This window comes from Sorangium sp. KYC3313, from assembly GCF_052075895.1.
Taxonomy (GTDB): Bacteria; Myxococcota_A; Polyangia; order Polyangiales; family Polyangiaceae; genus Sorangium; species Sorangium cellulosum_B.
Window position 1 is genome coordinate 11,475,085 of sequence record NZ_CP197255.1, and the last position, 21,332, is coordinate 11,496,416.

Here is a 21,332-nt window from a genome sequence, read left to right on the forward strand (position 1 = left end):
CGCTCCGGCCCGCGGCGGGGCGCGCCTCCGCGCGTCAGCGGTCGGGGAGGCGCACGCCCGGGAGGACGGTGCGCCGCTCGACGACGTCGTCGAGCGCGTCGGCGTCGATCAGGAGGTGCGCCCGCAGGCTGTCCTCGATCGCCGAGAACACCTTGCCCTGGTAACGGATCTCGCGGCCGGGCCCGGCCGCGAGCCAGTAGTTGCCGCCGGGTTCGCTGCCATCGCCGGCCACGCTCGGGCTGGCGAGGAGCGGCTCCGCGTCGCCGGGGAACGGATCGGGCGGGGTCGCGAAGCCCGGGAACGACGGCGCGGGCGGCGCGGGAGCGAAGTGCTCGGGGCCCGCGGAGAACGTGAGCGACGCGCCGGGCTCGAAGCTCACCGACAGGGCGCCGCCGCGCGCGGCGAGCACGACGCCGGGCGTGCGCTCCTCGACGACGACCTCCTCGATGACCTTCCCGGAGACGAGCAGGAGCTTGTGGCTGCTCGTCACCTGCGAGCTCTCGGCCGTGAGCTCGCGGCGCAGCGCGATCTGGTGCGAAACGTAAAATTGCAGGTTCTTCACGTCGCTGTCGCTCAGGTCGTGCTGCACCCGGAGCTCGTGCGTGAACGGGACGAGGCGGGGGCCGCAGCCCACGACGAGGAGCGAAAGGAGCGCCAGGAAGAGCGGGGCGAACGCAGTGGACAGGCGCCAGCGCGCCGCGGCGTGGGTCGTGTGGACGGAGAACGGCATGGAAGCCCTCGTTGAGGAGGCCCCGGCGAGACCGCCGCGGCGCACCTCTTCTTCTCTTTGCAACGCGGCGGCCGGGCGCAGCTTACAGCGGGCCGGCGAGCCGCTCGCCGCGAGGGCGCCCGGCGACGCCACGGCGGAGTCGCCTCCGCCGGGGCACGCGACGGGAGGAGGCGCTCAGCCGGCTCCAGGGCGATTGGCGATGTCCGCCAGGTGCTGTTTCAGCACCTCCGCGCGGACCGGCTTGACCAGGTGCACGTCGAACCCGGCCTCCCGGGTCATGCGGCGGTCCGATTCCTGGCCGTAACCGGTCATCGCGAACAGCGATAGGCCCGCGAGGCCCGGAATGCGACGCAGCGCGCGCGCGACGTCGACCCCTGTCATGCCCGGCATGCCGATATCGAGCAGCACGACGTCCGGCTGGAGCTGCGCCGCGAGCTCGAGCGCTGAAGGGCCGTCGAACGCGGCGTGCACGTCGTTGCCCATGCGCTTGAGCAGCAGCGCCATGCTCTCGGCCGAGTCGTGGTTGTCGTCGACGACGAGGATGCGCAGCTTGCGCCCGGCCTTCGTCGCGGGCGCGACCGCCGCCGGCGGCGCGAGGGGGCGCGTCAGCCGCGGCAATCGCACGATGAGCTCGCTGCCGCGGCCGGGCCCCTCGCTGAGCGCCTGGACCGTCCCGCCGTGCAGCTCGACCAGCCGGCGCACGATCGTCAACCCGAGGCCCAGCCCGCCCTCGACGCGATCGAGGCCGCGATCCCCCTGCGTGAACAGATCGAACACCTGCGGCAGCAGCTCGGGCGACATCCCCGCGCCGTTGTCGCGGATACGGAGGATCGCGTGCGCGCCGTCCACCTCGAGGGTGACCCGGATCGCGCCGCGCGGCGGCGTGAACTTCGCCGCGTTGTGCAGCAGGTTGCTCACCACCTGCGTGAGCCGCGCCAGGTCGCCCGAAACGATCGCGAGCGGCCCTTCGGGCAGCTGCAGCTCCAGGGTCTGCTCGCGCGCGTCGATCCAGGTCCGGGACGCTTCCGCCGCGCGCGTCACCACGTCGGCGAGATCGATCCGCTTGGACTCCAGGGCGATCTTGCCGCGCGTGATGCGGCTCACGTCGAGCAGGTCGTCGACGAGCCGCACGAGCTGGCCGAGCTGCCGTTCCATCAGGCCGGCTGCCCAGACGACCTGGGCGTTGTCCTTACCTTCAAGCTTGAGGACGCTGGTCGCGTTGGCGATCGGCGCCAGCGGATTGCGCAGCTCGTGCGCCAGCATCGCCACGAATTCCTCCATCTGGCGCGCGTTGGATTCCATCTGCTCCAGGCGCTTGCGCTCGCTCAGGTCGCGCGTGATCTTGGAGAAGCCGCGCAGCTCGCCGTCGAGGCCGTAGATGGGCGTGACGAGGACGCTCGCCCAGAACGACGACCCGTCCTTGCGCACGCGCCAGCCTTCGTCCTCGAAGCTGCCTTCGCGCCGCGCGGCGGCGAGCACCGCCTCGGGCCGGCCGCGCTCGATCGCCTCGGCCGGATAGAAGCGCGAGAAGTGCGTACCGATCACCTCCTGCGCGGAGTATCCCTTGATCCGCTCCGCGCCGGCGTTCCACGTGGCCACCCTGCCCTCGGGGTCGAGCATGAAGATGGCGTAATCCTTCACGCCTTCGACCAGCGTGCGGAAGCGCTCCTCGCTCTGCCGCAGCGACTCTTCCTGGCGCTTGCGCTCGGTCAGATCGCGCGTGATCTTGCAGAAGCCGCGCAGCTCGCCGTCGGGGCCGTGGAGGGCCGTGATGATGACGTTCGCCCAGAACATCGAGCCGTCCTTGCGCACGCGCCAGCCTTCGTCCTCGAAGCGGCCCACGCGCCGCGCTTCGGCGAGCTCTGTCTGTGGCCACTTCCGCTCGATCGCCTCGGCCGGATAGAAGCGCGAGAAGTGCGAGCCGATCACCTCTTGCGCGGAGTATCCTTTGATCTGCTCGGCGCCGGCGTTCCACGTGGCCACCCGGCCCTCGGTGTCGAGCATGAAGATGGCGTAGTCCTTCACCCCTTCGACCAGCATGCGGAATTGCAGATCGGCGCCGAGCCCTGTCGGATCCATGCGGCACAGCCTACAGCATGGGTGCACGTTTGCCACGCGGCGAGGCTCTCCGTTCCCGTCCTGCTCTCCGCGTCTGCGAGCCGTCATCGTGGCGGCCGGCAGCGGCGAGTGACGAGCACAGCAATGGCCACATGAGCCGGCGTCGAGAGCGCCCGCCGGCAGCCGCGCAGGGCCACCGCTGGCCGCTGGAAGGGTTCGAGAGTGCCAGGGCGGACTCATCGATTGTGGCGCCATCGGACGTGGCCAGTGCGATCCACCCAACCTCGACGGCACCGGGGTTGTCTTGCCCATCAGCGCCGAGGGCGCGCGCCGCACGGCGCCCCAGCTCCTCGGCCAGCCGCGGCGTGGAGGGGCCATAACGGCGCCGTGGATGGGTCGAGCGCGGGTTATCGCGCATCCCTGCGACCCCCCCGGCATGTGTGGAATGGAACCCGCGGCCGGAACGGCGCGAACCGTCGGAGTGGACATCGCTCCAGGCGGCGCGGCGCCTACTCCCAGTACAGCGTCGCCCGCCCGATCGCGGTGAACGGCCACCCCGGCGAGTAGTGGATCCCGGTGACCGGGGCCGGCTCGTACGGCAGCCGCGACTCGCTCGCGAACTGGACCTCGCGCCACGTCGTGTCGAAGAGGTTCTGGATGTCCACGGCCACCTCGACGCTCTTCCACCGCAGCCCGGCGTTGGCGTCGACGACCGTGAACCCCTCGGCGGTGAGCGACTCGTCCTCGGTCGCAGGCCGCGCGCCGATCGCCTTGACCCGCAGCGCCGCGAACGGCGTGAACGCGCCGAGCGTCGGGCGGACGCCGACGCCCGCGGTCAGCGTCCGGGTCGGCGCGAGGGCGACAGCGCTCGCGTTGCCGGCGTTCTCGCGGAAGCGCGCGCGGGTGAAGGTCGCGTCCACGTCCGCGAAGAGCCAGCTCCGGAGCCGGTAGCGCCCGCCGATCTCGATCCCGTAGCGCCGCGTCTGCCCCGACGCCTCGGTCGCGCCCGCGTCGCCGCTCCAGACCAGCTCCGAGTCCAGGTCGAGCAGGAACGCGGCCCCGCTCAGCGACAGCCCGCGCAAGGGCGCGACCCGCAGGCCGACCTCGTAGCCCGTCGCGGGCGTGATCAGCGTCGCCGCCCCCTCGCCCAGCACCGCGCCCTGCGCGTCGTTCGAGTGGAAGCCCCGCCCGAAGTGGGCGAACAGATCGACCCCCTCGACGGGCGACACGATCGCCGTGAGCTTCGGGAGCAGCTGCATCTGTCCCCGGGCGCCGCTCGACCTGTTCCCCGCCGTCTCGAGGTCCTCGCCCGGGTCGTCCACGTTGACGTCGATCCACTGCGCGCGCGCCCCGAGCACGACGCGGAGCCAGCGCCGGAGCCGGGCGTCCTGCTCGACGTAGACGCCGATCTGGCTCTCGTCGACGTGGGTCCTGCTCTTCTCCTCGACCCGCTCGCGCGCCTCGTCGTGGTGGAGGGACTTGTCGATCGCGTCCGCGCGGATCTGCGCGCCCAGCGAGGTCGTGAACCTCGCCCCGCCGATCTCGTATTGCCTGCGGAACCGGAGATCGGCGCCCCCGACGGCGCGGTCGTCGTTCTGCTCGATCTGGTCGCCCCGGACGGGGTCCTCGCTGAAGAAGGTGAAGTTCGAGTACAGCGTGAAGCGGTACCGGACGAGGTAGGCCAGCGCGCTCAGATCGGCGTCCCGCCACGCGGTCGAGGTTGCAACGGACGCCATGTGCCGCTCGGTCGCCCCGCCCTCGGTCGGATCCACGGCGCCGAAATGGTCGATGCACGGCTGTCCGAACGCCGACGGCGGCGGGTTCAGGCCGCCCTGCTCGCCCTCGCCGCACACCGCGCGCGCGGGGATCTGGCCGGAGCCGTGCCAGGTCGATCCGTACGACATCCAGGTCATCTGGACCTTCCCGGTGTTGCCCAGATCGTGCGTGGCCCGCAGGTACACGTTGAAGCGCTCGAGCCGCTCCGGGCTCAGGAACGGCCCGTCGTTCCGGTAGATCTCCGCCGCGGCCACCGCGCGCCACGCGTCGCCGAGATCCGGCGAGGCGATGACGAGGCCGCGCTGGATACCGTACTGCCCCAGGCTGACCTGCGCGTGGCTCTCCTCGAGCTTCTCGGCGAAGCGCAGGTTGACGGCGCCCGCCGTACCGAAGTCGCCGATGCTCGCGTAATAAGGCCCCTTGTACCCGTCGAGCCCTGTCACGAGCTCCGGGATCATGAAGTAGAGATCGGTGAAGCCGTGCCCGTGGCCGTGGCTGACCATGTTGACGGGCACGCCGTCGACGAAGAAGGCGACGTCGGTCCCGTGGTCCGCGTCGAACCCGCGGAGGAAGTACTGGTTCGCCTTGCCGCCGCCCGCGTGCTGCACGGCGAAGAGCCCGGGGACCGACTCGAGGAGGTCGCCCGGCCGGAGCCTCGGCCTGAGCTCGAGCTCCCGGTGTCCGACGGAGACGCGCGACGCGGCCTCGCTGCCCGGCTTCTCCGCCTGGATCGTGACCTCGATCGCGGCGTCGCCCGCGGGCGCGCCCGCACCGGTGGGCTCTGCAGCGGCGGCCTCCGGCGGGGCAGCGGGCGCCTCGGGGGCAGCGGGCGGCTCGGAGGTGTCGCCCTCGGCGCGCGCGGGCCGCGCGGCGGCCAGCACCATGGATAAAGCGGCGAGCAGATGAAGATGAAGCAGATGAGATGGATGGCGGTGCCCGTGGCTCGTCGTGACCGTCTCGCGCAGCATTCGCGTCCTCCTTCGCTGCAATCGCGCGGAGCGGCGCCGTGCCGCTCGCGTCGAGCTCCGCGAGGACGAAATGGCTGGCCATCGCACGGTGCGCTGGACCGACCTCTCGCCCCCACGGGCGACCGGAAGGCGACGCGGGGGGCGGTTCGGTATCCGGGACGTGGCAGAGGCAGAGCTGCACCGGCTCGGACCTCACCGCCTCCCTCGAGGCTCCCAGGTCGAACCGGCGCCGGATGTCTCCCGCCGCCGGGCGCTGGCAGGTCTTCGGGCTCGCGAGCGCTCCGGTCAGACCGGCTCCCTACTGTCCACCGCTTCCCAGCCCTCGACGGGCCAGTGCTTGGGGTGGAGGTCGTTCTCGCTTACCGCTGCGGGGCAGCCCCGGAGTTTCACCGGGTTCCCTCTTCGGCCCAGGCGAACGCCCGGGCACCAGCGCGGCGCGCACCCTATGGCCGTGCGCCTTCGGCTGTCAATCGCTACCGCTCCCCTCGCCCGCCCGCGCGGATGCCGCGCAGGCCGAACGTTCGGGCTCTAGCGAGGATGGGCTCGCTCCTCCGTGGGTCGCGTGCTACACGGCCGCGGCCGTATATGCCCCGTAACGATCTCCGCAATATCGCCATCGTCGCCCACGTCGACCACGGGAAGACGACCCTCGTCGATCACATGCTCCGCCAGTCGGGCGCCTTCCGAGAGAACGAGGTCGTGGCCGAGCGTGTCATGGACTCGAACGACCTCGAGCGGGAGCGCGGCATCACCATCCTCGCGAAGAACACGAGCATCCGGTACCGCGGGGTCAAGATCAACATCGTCGACACGCCCGGCCACTCCGACTTCGGCGGCGAGGTCGAGCGCACGCTCATGATGGCCGACGGGGCGCTCCTCCTCGTCGACGCCGCCGAGGGCCCGCTGCCGCAGACGCGCTTCGTGCTCTCGAAGTGCCTCCAGCGCGGCTTCCCGGTCATCGTGGTCATCAACAAGATCGACCGGAGCGACGCGCGCGCCCACGAGGTGCTCTCCGAGGTGTTCGACCTCTTCTGCGACCTCGAGGCCGGCGACGCGCAGATGGACTTCGCGACGCTCTACGCGATCGCGAAGTTCGGCCAGGCGAAGCGCGAGCTCGAGCACGAGGCGAAGGACCTCGAGCCGCTCTTCGAGACCATCCTCGAGCGGGTCCCCGGCCCCTCCGGCGACCCCGACGGTCCGCTCCAGGTCATCGTCTGCAACACGACCCACGACGACTACGTGGGCCGGCTCGCGGTCGGCCGGGTGGTCCGCGGCACCGCCCGTTCGGGCGCCGACGTCGCGCTCCTCGGCGAGGGCGGGCAGTCGCGCGGCTACGTGAAGATGCTCTACGCGTACGAGGGGCTGAAGCGGGTCGCGGTCGAGAGCGCCGTCGCGGGCGAGGTCATCGCCATCGCGGGGCTCGAGTCGGCCACGATCGGCGACACGATCACGGATCCGGCGCACCCCGAGGCGCTGCCGCGCATCGTGGTCGAGGAGCCGACGATCAAGATGAAGGTCGGCGTCAACACGTCGACCTTCGCCGGCAAGTGCAAGCAGTCGAAGTACCTGACGAGCCGTCACCTGAAGGAGCGGCTCGAGCGCGAGGCGATGAAGAACCTCGCGATCCGCGTGGAGCCGACGGACGTGCCCGACACGTTCGTGGTGCTCGGCCGCGGCGAGCTCCAGCTGGCGATCCTCGTGGAGACGATGCGGCGCGAGGGGTACGAGATGCAGCTCTCGAACCCCGAGGTGGTGACGCGCGAGATCGACGGCGAGGTGATGGAGCCGCTCGAGCTCGTGGTCGTGGACGTGCCGGACACCTACGTCGGCATCGTGACCGAGCGCCTCAGCTCCCGGCGCGGCCGGATGGTGAAGATGACGAACCCCGGCTTCGGCCGCGCCCGCCTCGAGTTCCGGGTGCCGTCGCGCGGGCTCATCGGCTTCCGCGGCGAGTTCCTGACCGCGACGCGCGGGACGGGCCTGCTCAACACGATGTTCGACGGCTGGGCGCCCTGGGGCGGCCCGATGATGCGCCGCCCCACCGGCGCCATCGTCGCCGATCGCGCCGGCGTGTCGACCCCGTACGCGCTGCACCACCTGCAGCCGCGCGGCATGTTCTTCATCGTCCCCGGCGTCGAGGTCTACGAGGGGATGATCATCGGCGAGCACAACCGGCCGAACGACACCGACGTCAACGTCATCAAGGAGAAGAAGCTGTCGAACGTGCGCAACCACGGCAAGGACGAGAACGTCCTCCTGGCCAGCCCGCGGCTGCTCACGATCGAGACGGCGATGGAGTGGATCGACGGCGACGAGCTCGTCGAGGTCACGCCCGACGCGGTGCGCGTCCGCAAGAAGGTGCTCGCGTGCAACCGCCGGGAGCGCCGCGAGGACGCGATCGAGCAATCGCAGGCGGTGGAATGAGCGGCGGGGGCGCGCGGGGGCGTGCGGGGAGTCCGACGCGCGCCCCTGCCGTGCCTGCCGCGCGATATGATGCCCTGATGAGAACGCCGCTGCTCTTCGCTTTCCTGGCTTCGCTCGCCGCGCTCTCGGGGGCGGGCGCCTGCGGCGGGGCCGTCGTCGTCGACGGGCTCCCCGGGAGCTCCGACGGCGCCGGGGGCGCGGGCGAGGGCTCGCAGTCGGCGAGCTCCGGCGGCCCCTCCATCGAGGAGCAGATGGCCTCGTGCGATTTCTTCTGCTCGCTCTTCGACGGCGTCACGTGCCCGGAGCTCCGGTGCAGCGAGCGCTGCGCCGACCTGCTCTCGGAGCAGCGCCCCTGCAACGCGCTGACCGCTCCTTTCTTCGAGTGCATGGGCGAGACCGTCATCTCCGCGGACCGGATCCCCTGCACGTTCCTCGCGCCGTCGATCGCGTCGCTCTTCGATTGCCTGAGCGGGCGCGATCCGACGTGCACGACCGATTTCCTGCCCCAGACGTGCGACGCGCCGTTCGAGAAGCTCAGGGCGTGCCAGCGCGATCAGGGCCGGTAGCGGGGGCGCTCGTCGCCTGACGCGCGCGGCCGCGCGCCGGGGTCGAGGGCGCGCCGGAGCGGCCCGAGGGCGTCGGCGACGAACGCGACGAGCGCCTTCACGCGCGGCACCCCGCGCGTATCGCGGTGCACCCCGAGCCACAGCTTGCGCCCTGGCGGCGGCGAGGGCGGCGAGAGCAGGCGGAGGCCGGCGGTCGCGTCGCCCAGGTAGCGGGGCAGGCAGACGAGCCCGACGCCGGCGGCCCCCATCGTCGCCTGGGGCTCGCGGCCGTTGGTGCGCGCGGCGACGCGGGCCTTCGCGGCGACGGCGCGCACCCACGACAGGTCGGCGATCGCCGGAGGATCGTCGTTCATCGTGACGAGGGTGTGGCCCTCGCACTGCCGGCCCCAGTCCGGCGGGCCGCGCTCGGCGAGGTAGGCCTCCGAGGCATAGAGCCCGAACCCGATCCGCGCGACCTCGCGCTGGAAGACCTCGTGGTGCTCGAACGCGGCGGGGCGAAGGGCGATGTCCGCTTCCCGCCGCGGCAGGCTCAGCCAGCGCGCGTCCGCGATGAGATCGACGGAGATGGCGGGGTGGCGCGCGAGGAACGGGACGAGCAGCGGCCCGAGGACGCGCGTGGCCAGCCACTCGGACGCGGTGATACGGAGGTGGCCTCTCAGGCCTGCGTCGCGTCCGGCGGCGGCGCGCTCGGCGGCGAGCGCGTCCTGCTCCATGCGCTCGGCGTGGCCGAGCACGCTCTCGCCCGCGGCCGAGAGCGCGAACCCCGACGGCGAGCGCTGGAAGAGCCTCGCCCCGAGGCGCCGCTCGAACGCCGCGACGCGCCGCCCCACGGTCGGCTGGGTGACCTTCAGCGCGCGCGCGGCGGCGGAGAGGTTGCCGTGCCGCGCGACGGCGAGGAAGTAGCGCAGATCGTCCCAGTCGAGCATGGCTCCGGGGCGCGGGGCGCTGCTGCCGGAGAGCGCTCCGCGCCATGCAAAGGTGCATGCCGAGTCTACGTCGATGGAGGATCCCCGGGCAACGGCGGACCGCGCATGCTCTCCAGCGTGCGTTCCCGCACCCGCGCACTCGCGCTCTCGCAGGTCGCGTGGTTCACGTCGGATGATCCGATGGAGGCTGGCATGTTGACGAATCGTCGTGAGTTTCTCCACCGCGTGACCGGCACGGCCGCGGCGGGCTTCCTGGGCTCGGCCCCGGCCGGGACGACCTCCTGTGCCGCGCAGCACGGGCCGGCGCCGCCGCGGCCGGCGGCCGGGTCGACGATCAAGGCGATCGCCTTCGACGCCTTTCCGATCTTCGATCCACGCCCGATCGCGGCGCTCGCGGAGGAGCTCTGTCCTGGCAAGGGGGCATCGCTGAGCGAGGCGTGGCGCACCCGGCAATTCGAGTACACGTGGCTCCGGGTCGCGTCCCACGAGTATGCCGACTTCTGGCAGGTGACGGCGGACGCGCTGGTGTTCGCCGAGCGCGCGCTGGCGCTCGATCTCGGGGAGGAGAAGCGGGCGCGGCTCCTCGGCGCCTACCTCGATCTCCGGGCGTGGCCCGACGTGCTGCCGGCGCTCCGGGCGCTGAGGGGCGCGGGGCTCCGGCTCTCGTTCCTGTCGAACTTCACGCCGAGGATGCTCGGGGCCGCCATCGAGAGCTCCGGTCTGGGGGGCGTGTTCGAGCACGTGCTCAGCACGGACCGGGCGAGGACGTACAAGCCGGATCCTCGCGCGTACCGGATGGCGCTCGACGCGTTCGGCCTCACGCGCGAGGAGATCGCGTTCGTCGCGTTCGCCGGCTGGGACGCCGCGGGGGCCCGGTGGTTCGGCTATCCCACGTTCTGGGTCAACCGCCTTGGCCTGCCGGCCGAGGAGCTCGGCGTGAGCGCCGACGCGACGGGAGCGAGCCTGTCGGATCTCGTGGAGTTCGTGAAGGAGAGGGCGTGACCGGCGGGGGCCATGCCCTCAGCGCCTGCGTCGAGGCAGCAGGCGTGATCGGCGGGGCACGCCGGCGACGACCGAGTCGAGGCTAGGGATTCCCCTGCTGCACGGCCTCGTCTTCGACTGTGCCTTGCTCAACCTCGTCGCCGTCGATCGGGGCGGGCTCTTCCGGGTCCTGCTGCTGTCCCCCGCCTTGAGCCGGTTGCGCCCGCGCGAGCAGGCGCGGCGTGATCTGCTCGAAGTCGTCGCCGTGGAAGTAGTAACCGATCCTCCGGAGGTGCTGGTGACGCTGCACGATCAGGGTCCACAGCCGATCTCGCGCGTCCTCTGCGGACGATCTCTCCCTCTTCTTCACCTCGACCCGCGCGCCGTTCGGGGTCAGGTTCTCGAGCAGCCACTCGCTCGTGCGCCCGAGCTTCTCGATCTCCTCCCGCGTGAACGGGTGCAGCCCCTTCAGGGCGCCCGCGTGCCGCAGGAACAGCGCCGCGAGCTCCATCCCGTCCCGGGCCATATCGTACTTGCCGGTGCCGGCCCGGATCTGCGCGACCCGGTCCTTGTCGAGCAGCCCGCGCCGGGCGAAGAGCTCCGCCTGCGTCAGCAGCTCCTCGCGCGGGCCGCTGATCTCCTGAAGCGCCCGCTCTATCTCCCTCGGGCTCGCCGTGCGCGGCAGCGCTTCGCGCGAGGCGAAGAGGAGCGCCCTGGCGATGTCCGGCAGCTGCAGCACCTCTTTCAGAGGGATCCTGGGCAGGTGCTCGCTCACGGCCTGGGATTGCTTCCTCGTGCCGCACACCGCCGCGACGCCGCGCTTCACATTGACCAGCACGATGCGCGGATCGGCGCGGCACCCCTGCACATCGGCCTCCGGGATCTCCGCTGCGATCGGCAGGTATTGTCTGTAAAGGGCCTCGTAGCTCCGGGTCTGCTCGTCTCCCGCGGCATCCGCCGGCGGGGCACTCTGTTGTCGGCTTTTCGTTCTCGCCATATCGCGGACCATAAGCAGCGGTCATCACGAGCGAAAGCGGCCGGTCATCGTCTGTAATCTGGTGAGGTATCATGCAGAGTCGCCTGCGCCCGCGCACCCGAGCGAGCCGCCGCAGGCAGTTTTATATGCTGCACTTCATCGGGAGGCGCGCGCGCACTCACATTTGCATGATGGCTTACTTCCGGAGGAGGCACCGCAGGCAGATCTGCATGCTGGGTTACTTCCGTAGGAGGCACCGCAGGCATTTTTGTATGATTTTTCACTTCCAGGAGCCGCCGCGCAGCCCCACCCGCGCGTCGACCTGCTCCCGGGGAACTCTGAGAAGGCGGATCCGGGTGCTGTGGAGCTTCAGGGCGCTGCGATGGATGCGGGTCCGGGTGCCGGTGGGCGGGACGATCGCAGCGAGCACACGTCGCTCGCCCCCTCGGCGGGCCGGGGCTACCATCCGGCGGCCAGCGCAGCCGCAGCCATGAGCAATTCTCTGGAAATACTACGAAAAGACGGACAGACGAGCGGGCTCCAGCGGGCCGCGGCGGCGAGCCATGTGCGGGTGGGCGTGGTCCAGCTCGCTTACCACCCGGCGGTCCCCGTCCCCAGACCCAGCGCGCTGGACGATCCGCTCTGGGAGCTGGGCCGGGAGATATCGTCCCTGCTTCCCGAGGGCCAGGACAGCGCGCCGCTGCTCCTCAAGGACCCGCTCAAGCAGCTCAGGCGGCGGATTCGCGAGGCCTACCTCGCGCAGACGAAGCGCAAGGTGGAGGCGATCCTCGAGGCGTGCCGCGCCTGGAGCGTGCAGATCCTCGTCTTCCCCGAGTACAGCATCCCTCCCGCTCTGCTGGAGAGCATCGCCAGGACGGCGCCGGACACCGTCGTCGTCGCCGGGACGCACTTCGTCGACGACGACACGCTCGAACAGCGGCACTATGAAAAGCTCGGCAGCAGCGCCGATCACGACGAGCTGCTCGGTTGCGCCGTGAGCCCGGTGCTGTACGGCGGCCGCCTGCTCGCGCTGATCCCAAAGCTCCACCCTGCCAAACCGGAGCTCCGCTTCCTGCAACCAGGGCAAAACTGGGCCCCGATCGACCTGCCCGAGAGCATCGGCGGGCGGCTCGGCGTGCTCACCTGCCTGGACCTTCTGCAACGCGAGAGCGAAGCTCACCGTGAGCACGTCGGTCCACACCTCTCGCAGTGCAGGCTCATCGCCGCGCCGAGCCTCACGGGAAGGCACACGCTCGCCGAATTCGACGCCAAGGCGCTGGACGAGGCGCGGCGCAAGGGTCGTCCGGTGCTCTACGCCGACCATATGGCGGGCGGCGGTAGCAGCATCTACGTGGACGAGGGACGGGCGGAGAATCTCCGCATCTTCCCCGAGCACGCAGGGTACCTGGAACCTGGAGAAGAGGGCATCGTCATCGCGGACATCGACCTCGGCCACCAGGCGGCAGGAGCGTCGACGCGCCACGCCTCGACGTCTCCGATCCTCCCCTATGCGGCGGCGTCGCTCGTTTACTCCGGCGTCGATCGCGTCCACGCTGCGTGGTACCAGCGGCTCGTCGCGGTACTCGACGCGCCGGAGATGAACGCGCGGCAGCGGCTCCGCGCCGTGAAGGCGTTCGCCGCGGCCTCACCGCCCGAAATCCCCAGCGGTGCCAGCGCCCGCCAGCGTCGCCTGCAGCGCTTGGTGCACGAGATCGAGGACGAATCGGATCTCGAGCGCATCAGGCAGCTCACGCGCGAGATCGTGCTGCCCGACGAGGTGCTCCCGCTAGACGGGCTCCGCGCGGCGCTCGCGCGCGGCGCGGCGGACGAGATCCAGAGATGGGTCAGCGAGCGCCAGGCCGGAGCCTTCGGCTCGGTCGTCACCCGGCTGCAGGAGCCGTGGGAAAAGCTGGAGCGGACGGCGGCGTCGTGGAGCGGGAGGGCCAGACGCGCGGCCGATGAGGTGAGCACAACGGTCAGGGGTGGGCCTAAGCCTTTGAAAGAGAGCATGCTCCGGCAGCAGCTCTCCATCTACGAGAAGGACTTCGACGCCTCCCTGGAGCAGATCAACCAGGAGGCGTCGAAGCTCTTCGACGGAGGGCGCTATACCGAGGCGCGAGAGCACTATCGAGAGATGCTGCGGCGATCGGAGGAGAAGCTCGCCGCGGCCGGGGATACGGCCTCCGTCGAGCTGCAGCGGCGCGTCTCGCGTTACCGCCTGAACCTTGCCGCCATCGCCCTCAACATGCAGGAGGTGGAGGAGGCCAAGCGATTGCTCGACACGATCGACGCCGACCTCTTGTCCGTCAAGGCCCAACTCAACCTGGCCGAAGCCGCGGCGCTCGTTGGCGATCTCAACCGCGCAGAGGTCTTGCTAGCCGGCAACGATGCGCTGGAAGACACCGAGCAGCGCGGCCGCATCGCGGATATCAGGCAGAGGATCGCCATCCGGCGCGGCGACATCCCGCCGGATCTACGGCCCTCTGCACCGATCCGGCTGGACGCGACCATGGCGTTGCTCTCGCGCGACGACCTCGCGGGCGCCGCCGCGATCGCGATGGAAGTGCTGAAGAGCGGGGACGACGACGCGCTCAGCGCCGCCCTGGCAGCGATCGCGCTCACCGATGCGCTCGTCAGGACGATCTTCGAGAACCCCCCCAGGGCCGTGCCGGTCCCCATCGGGCAACGCGCGGACCTCATCGCGGCCCTCGAAGAGCACTTTGGTGCCCTCCGTGACCGTGAGCTGCCGCCCGCGACACGCCGGGACCTGGATCGCGCCGAAGAGGTCTTCCGCGGGGTCACGTACGACGATGACCAGCTGCCGGAGCGCTACGCGGCAGGGGGCGGGAACGACGGCGAGGAGGCGTACGAGGACCGCCGCCGCCTGGCGTTCCGCCTCGCCATGGACGGCCGTCTGGAGGAGGCGTTGCGCGTCCTCCCGACCGATCCCTCCAACCATCCGTGGCGCGAGCGCCTCTCGCGCGTGGAGCTGCGCGCCGTCGGCGGCGAGCTCGATCGCGCGCTCGACGAGGTGCTGGCGCTGGCGCGCGACTTCCCCGCGCGGGCGCCCATCGAGCACATCACCGCGCAGCTCTGCGCCAGCCAGGGCCGGCCGGAGGAGGCGCTGGGGCATGCGGAGCTGGCCTACGAACAGCTCCCCGGCAAGGGGTGCCGCTTGCTCCTCGCCGAGCAACTCCTGGTCAACGATCAGGCCGACGCCGCGTGGGATCTCGTCAAGGATCTCGAGGACGACCGCCCGCGCGTGCTGCGCACACGCGCCATCGCAGCAGAGCGGTCCGGCCGCGCGGAAGATGCCGAGAAGGCATGGCGCCGCCACGCGGACCGCAGGCCCGAGGACGTTCAGGCCCGCGTGGTTCACGCGCAGCTCCTCTTCCGCATGCACCGACCGGAGGAGGCCGCCGCGATCGCCTGGAGGCTGTACGAGGACCAGCGCGATCGCCTCGACCTGGAGGCGCTCTACGCCGTCGGCTCGCTGCAGCGACTCGCGGGGGCGCTCGATGAGGCACAAACGCAGCGGATCAAGGGGATCGCGGCGCGCGTCAAAGAGAGATTCCCGGCGGACGCCAGGGCCGAGTTCCTGCGGCTCCAGCTCCTCCTCTTGCTCGGCGAGCTGCCCGAAGACAGGGAGCCCATCGACTATCCACGGTTGGTCGAAGCCGGGTTCCTCCAAGCGCGTCCCGCGTCGGAGCTTGAAGAGTTCCTCCATCAACGGAGCGCCTTCGCTGATGCCGTATCGCACCTAGTCCGGCAGGGCGCTATTCCGACGTCCACCGCGCTCGCGTCCTCCGGGACTCAGCTCGCCCTCTTCGTGACGCGCATCCTGGAGCGACGGCGCCTCTCCTCGCCGGGCTTCCTCTGTCCGCCGGTGTCCCTCAGCGACCAGCCGCCCGCGCTCCAGCTGGAGGGAGCGACGATCCTGGTCTCGGATCTGGAGCTGCTGCTCCTCGAGATCCTCGACCTGACCGGCGCGCTCCGCGCCGCCCTTGGCCCGAGCGGCCGGCTCGTCCTCTTCCCGCGCGCCGCTGAGCGCATTCGCGACGACTTTGCCGATCTCCGGATCAAGGCAAACCCCAAAAAGCTCGCCGAGATCGAGGCGCTGCTCCGCCAGATCGAGCAGCTCCCTGCACTGGAAGCCGATCCCAGCGCTCCTTACGACGATCGGGCGGCCGCCCGAAAGAATGGCGCCGCGATCGTCGACGAGGAGGTCGGCGTCGATGCACAGCGCATCTCGCCGCAGGAGTTTCTGAGATACCTCCACGACGAAGGGTGCATCGACGCAGCGCAGCGCGCTCGCATCGCGCCCTACCTACCCGGTGGACAGGAGCCAACGGCTTCGATGCCAGACCCGCTCCCTGCGCGGATCCTGGTTCCTTGGTACCTCATCGAGAGGCTCTTTCAGGAAGACGTCCTCGTCTCGGTCTTTCGGGCCCATCGTGACCGGTTCTGCATCGGACCGCGCACGAGGGCACACTTCCAGATCGAGCGCGACGATCGGGCGGACACGATTCGAGCCGAGCAGCTGGCGGAGCGAGTCCACGCCCTGCTGGCGGAAAGTTGGATCCAGGAAGAGCGCGAGCCCGCCGTGGACGTCCTGCCGGCGCTGCGAGATCCAGACGGGGAATCGGGAGAAGAGCTCGTGCTGGAGCCGCTTCGAGAGGCGCTGGCCTATCGCTACGCGGTGTTACAGAGTCCAGGCTGGTGGAGGCTGTCGGCCGACTTCTTCGGGACCAACGCCCTCGGGGCGCCAGGCTTCACGAACATGCTGGCCTGGAAGAGCGACGACGAGTACCACGCCTTGATGGATCGCGTGCGCCCCGCCGCCGCGCGAGACATCACGTTACCGGCGCTCGTCAGGAGCCTTCTTGCTCGCGGAGGAGACGCCGATTCACGGCTGCTCAAGCTCGCCGAGCTGGGCTTCCCTGATGCGCTGGCCGCGGAGGAGATCCTGCGGCTGGAGCGGCGCTATCGCGGGCTCGACAAGAGCGAGCCAAAGCGAATCCTCGACAATCAAGAATGGATGGCGAGGGCGCCGGGGCACATTGGCGGAGAGTTTGCCAGGATGCGCTTGGCGACGACATACGCGGGGAGCATCTTTCGCGCCTTCTGCGACGATGACGGCTCGGCTGCAGCGGGTCGCTCCGCGGCGGAGCAAGCCGCCCTCGCGCGCGCGCTGCTCGTCCGTCAAGAGAGCATGACGGCAGCGTCCATGAGCGACTCGCTCGCGCAAACGCTGCAATTTCTGCTCCTGAAGCTCCTAGACAACCCGATGACTGCATGGAAGCGGGAGGAGGGCGGAGTTGTGACCGACTACGAGAGCTCCGCAGCTCGCCTTCTGTGGGATGCGATCAGGGAATGGTCGAGCGGGACCGGGGCGCGACGCGCCGCTCATGAGCGTGCCATCCGGGAGGCATGGCTCCTGCTCGACGGGCGGAGGAGAGAAGGGTCGCCGATGTTCGAGGCGCTGACGCTCGACTTCGCTCATCCCCCCGAGAGAAGCAAAACCGACAACGCGGTGTCTCTCGTCGATGCGGGCGAAGAAGCGCTGGCGATCCTCTCGGCGAGCTGGGAGGAGCGCCCGCTCAGGCAGCGCGGTGTCGACGTGGAGCATCCTCACGCGCCAGAGCCACAACGCCTCGACTTCGAGCAGATACTCCAGCACGGCGCCACCGTTCTCTCCGCCGGCGCCGCAGCAGTGCGACATGGAAGGAGCATCGCCTACGAGATGGTGATCCCTGGATGTGAGGCTGCGTTGCCCGTGCGCGCGCCGGTAGAGGCGGCCTTCTTGAGGGCGGCAGGGGACGATCGACGCAGAATCGCCCGAGAGCTTAAGGTTCTCCAGGGCCGGCATGACGGTGCGCTCTACGAGCTCCTCGCAGAGATCGAGCGGACGCCCACGAACGAAAAAGCGCTGCGAGAGTACGCCCGAAGATCAACATCTGCATTATTTCGCCTCGTCCGTGACGATCCATTCTTCATCCGCGTGTGGAGTCAGACGCGCGGAGTCAGCACCGGAGGCGAGCGTCCTCGCCTCGACGATTTGCTCGACGTTCTGTCCGAGCCCAACGAGCCGCTACCGGCGTCGTTCCGGGAAGTGCTTCAGAATCGCCTCACTCGCTCCTGGTCAACTCGTGAGGACCGTGCTGCACTGTTCTGGATGGCGAGCGAGATCCCTGGCCTCTTCTCTGCTGGGCCCGTTCCATTGTGGCTGCGGCAACCGGAGGACGAGCAACTTGTCGGTCTAGCTCTCGATCGGCTCGACCACTCTGACGAGTTTCCGATCGCCCGTCTGGCCAGCGATGTGATCTTCCTCCGGCTCGCCGCCGCGCGCCGCCCGCTCGTCAAGCTGCCGGGAGGGGAGGTCGACCTTCGAGAGATCCTCCCAGCGCGCCTCGAACGTCTCCTTAACAAGGTGAGCGAGCCGGCCGAGCCGGAAACGCTGGGCGCCGTGGAAGGCCCCCTCCTGCGCGTATGCGGCGAGGTGGTGCAGCGGCTTGCTCGCACGGCTGTTCTCCCGCTGCGTGAAGGCCTGTGGCTCACCTGGCGGCTTTTCCAGTGGCTCTGTCTCCAGCTCGGCGCCATCTCCCCCGACGCACGCCGCGATGGCCTTCGGCGCCTCGTTGCACAGGCGCCACCGCCAGCGGAGCCACGTGACATCCTTGATCCCTTCGGCTTCGGTCGCGACCGTTTCGACCACCGCCTCGCTGCCGTGCTCCATGCGCTCGGCACGATGGAGGAGCTCACGCAAATCTTCCGGAACCAGGAACCGAAAGAAAAAACTCCCGAGCCGCGGAGCGTCTCCTCGCCGGCGCTGGAGGACAAGCTCCTCGCGCTCGCGCGTGGCGTCCACCTGGGCCCGAAGCTCGGCTCGGTGCTCGGATGGGAGGCTTCTGGAAACGTCCCTGATCTGGCGCTCAATGCGCTTCTGCACCTGAACCCCGGACGCCTCGCCGACCTGAGCCCGGAAGCGCGTACGCGCAGGATAGATGTGCTCCCGGAGGATCCACAAGGTCTGGAAGACTCCGACCAAGCGGCGTTCTGGTTCGCTTACCGGCTGGTACTCGCAGCAGCTGATGTCGCGGAGGCTCTCACGGCCGAGGAGCGCGCACTCCTGGAGACGAAGCTACGCGCCATGGTCGATGGGCCGAGCGCTCGGACACTGCGCTGGTGGGGGTTCGTACGCCTCTTCGCCGCCGGCGTGGATTCCCTGGAGAACGATGCGCGCGCCTTGACGATCGAGCACGTCAGCACCCCGTCGGCTCCCGCCGCGTTCGGTTCCTACCTCCTCGGCGTGGCTGCGCGTGATCCAGCCCGCGTGGAGCAAGCCGCCGAGGCCGTTCTCTCCGCGGCGAGCGGGCGCGGCGCGGACGTCGTCGCGCTGGCCGCCGGTGCGCTCGGACGCCTCGTAGTGCATGGCAAGCCCCCCGCCCAGAAGGTCGCGGGCGCCCTCTTGCTGCGGCTTGCGGAGCGCTCTCCCTTCCGCGAAGATCCCCGCATGGACCAGGTGATCGGCGCCTTCGGCCTGCAAGCGGGTACGCCGTGACCGGGCGGACGATACGCCTGCACACCTTCTGCTCCGTCAAGGGCGGCGTGGGGAAGTCCACGCTCGCCACCGCATGCGCCAAGCTCCTCGCCGCCCGCAAACGCGTGCCTGTCCTTGTCGACTGCGATCTCACGGGTACGTCGCTTGCGGATGGTCTGCGCCTGCGCGCGCCCTCCGTGACGCGGCTCGATGACGGCTCGATCGACCTCGAAGCGCCGCCGACCGGGGAGCTGCTCACGGTCGAGCAGACACGGGCGCTGCGCGCGCAGCGGCGGGACGCGTTGCGGCGCGACGGGCAGACGTGGAAGGACCGACCGCACCCGCCGCCCTACTTCAACGATCCCTTGAACTACGCGTTCCGCACCAAACGACCGGGGCGGGTGGACGCGCTGCTGTGGCGCCACGAGCGCGATGACGGGGTGCTCTACCTGCCGTCCTCGTCGACGCATGACGATGTGATCCAGAGCGTCGAGTGGTTCTTCGGGCAGCCGTTCGACTGGGCGAGAAGCTTCGCCTGGACCCTCGACGCGCTCGCGCAGCAGGTGCCAGCGCTCAGCGACGTGGTCGTCGACCTCCCGCCAGGGATCTGGGGCTTCCCGCACGAGGCACTCGTGCTTGTATCGACGCTGCTCCGCGAAGAGCCGATGCCCGACGACTACCCACCGTGGCACACGGGACCGATCCGGTGGGCGCCGAACCCGTTCCTGGTCACGAGCCGCGATCCGAACGACATCCTGCCGGCGATCGAATACGTCGCACGGCAGCGGGCGCGGATCCCGACCCTCAAGCCCATCGTGAACCGGGACACCGAAGGCTTGAACGCGCTCCGTTCGATGGCGCGAGCCCGCGTCGGCCCGCTCCTGGAGGCCGCTGGGCTCCACGAGACCCTCGAGCGCGTCGCGGAGATGTCCAGCCTGGCGCGGCTCTTCTGGGATGGCGACGTGACGGCCGACAAGGTGCCGCCAGAGGTGGAAAAGACGCTTCGACTGGTGGAGGAGCCATGAGCACGGCGACCGCCGAGGTGCTGGTAGAGCGGCGGAGAGCGACCGAGCGCATGATGCGCTGGAACCTGCCACGGCCCAAGCTGCTCTCTGCGAGCCAGGCCCCTGCTGACGACGGGCGCGCGGATCTGCGCAGCCGGATCGACGCCCTGGAGGAGCAGACCGGGGCGCAGCACGATCGCATCGCCACGCTGATGCACGAACGAAACGCGCGCCCGGATGACGGAGACGTCGCCGCGCGTCTCCAGCTGGCGCTCGATGAGCTCGTGGAGATGCAGCGCGAGTACGCAGAGCTGATGTCTGCGTATTACCGCCCGACTTTTCCGGCCCCGTCCGAAGATGCCCTCCAGCTGCTGGAAGAAGCGAGAGGAATCCTGAAGAAGTATGAAGATCTTGCCTCCCGTGACCAGACCGCCGACGACCCCCTTCTCCCGAAGCCATGATCCTGCGCCGCCGCGATCGCAGCGCGGCTATCACGCCTTCCGTCCTTGCCTGCGGTGGGAGTTCGGCTTCACTTGCGCCCTTTGCATGCTGCACGAGGCGGACCTCGTCGAGTACGGGATACGCCCGACGGGCCTCACCACCGTGGAGCATATCGTCCCTCAGAGCGAGGACGCTGGACAGTCCAGCACCTATGCGAACTGCCTGTATGCATGTCGCTGGTGCAACCGCGCGAGGTCGACGAAACCGCTGCACGACGACAACGGAAACGTTCTTTTGAACCCGACGACGAGCGCCTGGGCGGATCATTTCGAGGTGCGGGACGACAAGCTGGCTCCGAAGACCGGCAGCGGCAAATACACGGAGGTGGCTTACAGCATCAACGACCCGTTCAGGGTCCAACGGAGGGCCGCGAGGCGCAAGGACATCGAGCGCTGCCGCACGCTGGTGCTCGAGGCGCCGGCAGAGATCGAGGAACTATCACGCGTTCTCGAATCCTTGGTGATGTCCAATAAGCTGGAGGATGCCGAGGCAATACGCCGCCTGGCACGACGTCTCAACGAACAGGTTGCTCTCGCCCGGCAGGCGCTCGAACGTTATCAAGGGGTTCCGGTCGACGCCGACACGGCGTGCCGTTGTCGGCCCGAGCCGACAATGCCTCCGCAGATCGCCGACCAGCTCATCGATCTCTGAGCTGGTGTGATCGCGCCACTCAGGTCACGCTTCCGTCCGCCCGGCGAGCATGGCCGGCCTCCCGGTGAGTGTGCACGATCCGGTGGTCGTCCCCCTCGAATATGAACGAGCCGTTCTGCGGAGGATGCGACTCCGGGTGCCGGCGGCTGGCCGTGCGGGCGCTCGCGTGATGTGGTGAGGAGGCGCTCGGCGCGCGGGTCCCGTCACGGGGCCGCTCCGCTCCGGGCGCGC

12 protein-coding genes and 1 riboswitch are annotated in these 21,332 nt (G+C 69.9%); of the genes, 7 read left to right on the plus strand and 5 right to left on the minus strand.

The window, feature by feature from the left end:
* Window positions 1-34 precede the first annotated feature (34 nt).
* The 3 genes from ACSRUE_RS43755 to ACSRUE_RS43765 form a co-directional block, all read right to left on the minus strand.
* On the minus strand, window positions 35-730 hold the full coding sequence (locus tag ACSRUE_RS43755; RefSeq protein WP_441288758.1) for a DNA-directed RNA polymerase: 696 nt from the start codon (window positions 728-730) through the stop codon (window positions 35-37).
* Window positions 731-904: 174 nt separating this feature from the next.
* Window positions 905-2,809: a hybrid sensor histidine kinase/response regulator gene (locus ACSRUE_RS43760; protein ID WP_441293191.1), complete on the minus strand. Its 1,905-nt coding sequence runs from the start codon at window positions 2,807-2,809 to the stop codon at window positions 905-907.
* A 488-nt stretch (window positions 2,810-3,297) separates the two neighbouring features.
* Window positions 3,298-5,448, minus strand: coding sequence for a TonB-dependent receptor (locus tag ACSRUE_RS43765; RefSeq protein WP_441288759.1), 2,151 nt, complete (start codon window positions 5,446-5,448; stop codon window positions 3,298-3,300).
* A gap of 322 nt (window positions 5,449-5,770) precedes the next feature.
* A riboswitch (cobalamin riboswitch) is annotated at window positions 5,771-5,978 on the minus strand.
* A gap of 91 nt (window positions 5,979-6,069) precedes the next feature.
* Here ACSRUE_RS43765 and typA point away from each other — a divergent pair.
* Together typA and ACSRUE_RS43775 are read left to right on the plus strand one after the other, a co-directional pair.
* On the plus strand, window positions 6,070-7,956 hold the full coding sequence (gene typA / locus ACSRUE_RS43770; protein WP_441288760.1) for a translational GTPase TypA: 1,887 nt from the start codon (window positions 6,070-6,072) through the stop codon (window positions 7,954-7,956).
* A 77-nt stretch (window positions 7,957-8,033) separates the two neighbouring features.
* On the plus strand, window positions 8,034-8,522 hold the full coding sequence (locus tag ACSRUE_RS43775) for a hypothetical protein (RefSeq protein WP_441288761.1): 489 nt from the start codon (window positions 8,034-8,036) through the stop codon (window positions 8,520-8,522).
* Here ACSRUE_RS43775 and ACSRUE_RS43780 read toward each other — a convergent pair.
* Complete coding sequence (locus tag ACSRUE_RS43780) at window positions 8,510-9,448, minus strand: LysR family transcriptional regulator (RefSeq protein WP_441288762.1); 939 nt, start codon at window positions 9,446-9,448, stop codon at window positions 8,510-8,512. The genes ACSRUE_RS43775 and ACSRUE_RS43780 overlap by 13 nt on opposite strands.
* Before the next feature lie 192 nt (window positions 9,449-9,640).
* Between ACSRUE_RS43780 and ACSRUE_RS43785 the strand changes: the two genes are divergently transcribed.
* Complete coding sequence (locus tag ACSRUE_RS43785; protein ID WP_441288763.1) at window positions 9,641-10,450, plus strand: haloacid dehalogenase type II; 810 nt, start codon at window positions 9,641-9,643, stop codon at window positions 10,448-10,450.
* A gap of 82 nt (window positions 10,451-10,532) precedes the next feature.
* Here the strand turns inward: ACSRUE_RS43785 and ACSRUE_RS43790 are convergent, their stop codons facing one another.
* Window positions 10,533-11,426: a hypothetical protein gene (locus tag ACSRUE_RS43790; RefSeq protein ID WP_441288764.1), complete on the minus strand. Its 894-nt coding sequence runs from the start codon at window positions 11,424-11,426 to the stop codon at window positions 10,533-10,535.
* Between the two features lie 469 nt (window positions 11,427-11,895).
* Here ACSRUE_RS43790 and ACSRUE_RS43795 point away from each other — a divergent pair, with 469 nt between their 5' ends.
* From ACSRUE_RS43795 to ACSRUE_RS43810, 4 genes are read left to right on the plus strand one after another with little or no spacing between them, the layout of a single operon-like run.
* A complete protein-coding gene (locus ACSRUE_RS43795) occupies window positions 11,896-18,966 on the plus strand; it encodes a hypothetical protein (protein WP_441288765.1) in 7,071 nt (2,356 codons plus the stop codon).
* Window positions 18,963-19,970 (plus strand): nucleotide-binding protein, encoded by a 1,008-nt coding sequence (locus tag ACSRUE_RS43800; RefSeq protein WP_441288766.1) that lies wholly within the window; start codon window positions 18,963-18,965, stop codon window positions 19,968-19,970. Before ACSRUE_RS43795 ends, ACSRUE_RS43800 begins: the two co-directional genes overlap by 4 nt.
* A complete protein-coding gene (locus tag ACSRUE_RS43805) occupies window positions 19,967-20,410 on the plus strand; it encodes a hypothetical protein (protein ID WP_441288767.1) in 444 nt (147 codons plus the stop codon). The genes ACSRUE_RS43800 and ACSRUE_RS43805 overlap by 4 nt, the downstream gene beginning before the upstream one ends.
* Window positions 20,352-21,101, plus strand: coding sequence for an HNH endonuclease (locus tag ACSRUE_RS43810; RefSeq protein WP_441288768.1), 750 nt, complete (start codon window positions 20,352-20,354; stop codon window positions 21,099-21,101). The genes ACSRUE_RS43805 and ACSRUE_RS43810 overlap by 59 nt, the downstream gene beginning before the upstream one ends.
* Window positions 21,102-21,332: the final 231 nt, after the last annotated feature.

Excerpts from the sequence above, each read along its gene's own strand:
- ACSRUE_RS43755 (WP_441288758.1), bottom strand. The coding sequence starts at position 730 with ATGCCGTTCTCCGTCCACACGACCCACGCCGCGGCGCGCTGGCGCCTG.
- ACSRUE_RS43760 (WP_441293191.1), bottom strand. The coding sequence starts at position 2,809 with ATGGATCCGACAGGGCTCGGCGCCGATCTGCAATTCCGCATGCTGGTC.
- ACSRUE_RS43765 (WP_441288759.1), bottom strand. The coding sequence starts at position 5,448 with ATGGTGCTGGCCGCCGCGCGGCCCGCGCGCGCCGAGGGCGACACCTCC.
- typA (WP_441288760.1), top strand. The coding sequence starts at position 6,070 with ATGGGCTCGCTCCTCCGTGGGTCGCGTGCTACACGGCCGCGGCCGTAT.
- ACSRUE_RS43775 (WP_441288761.1), top strand. The coding sequence starts at position 8,034 with ATGAGAACGCCGCTGCTCTTCGCTTTCCTGGCTTCGCTCGCCGCGCTC.
- ACSRUE_RS43780 (WP_441288762.1), bottom strand. The coding sequence starts at position 9,448 with ATGCTCGACTGGGACGATCTGCGCTACTTCCTCGCCGTCGCGCGGCAC.
- ACSRUE_RS43785 (WP_441288763.1), top strand. The coding sequence starts at position 9,641 with ATGTTGACGAATCGTCGTGAGTTTCTCCACCGCGTGACCGGCACGGCC.
- ACSRUE_RS43790 (WP_441288764.1), bottom strand. The coding sequence starts at position 11,426 with ATGGCGAGAACGAAAAGCCGACAACAGAGTGCCCCGCCGGCGGATGCC.
- ACSRUE_RS43795 (WP_441288765.1), top strand. The coding sequence starts at position 11,896 with ATGAGCAATTCTCTGGAAATACTACGAAAAGACGGACAGACGAGCGGG.
- ACSRUE_RS43805 (WP_441288767.1), top strand. The coding sequence starts at position 19,967 with ATGAGCACGGCGACCGCCGAGGTGCTGGTAGAGCGGCGGAGAGCGACC.
- ACSRUE_RS43810 (WP_441288768.1), top strand. The coding sequence starts at position 20,352 with ATGAAGATCTTGCCTCCCGTGACCAGACCGCCGACGACCCCCTTCTCC.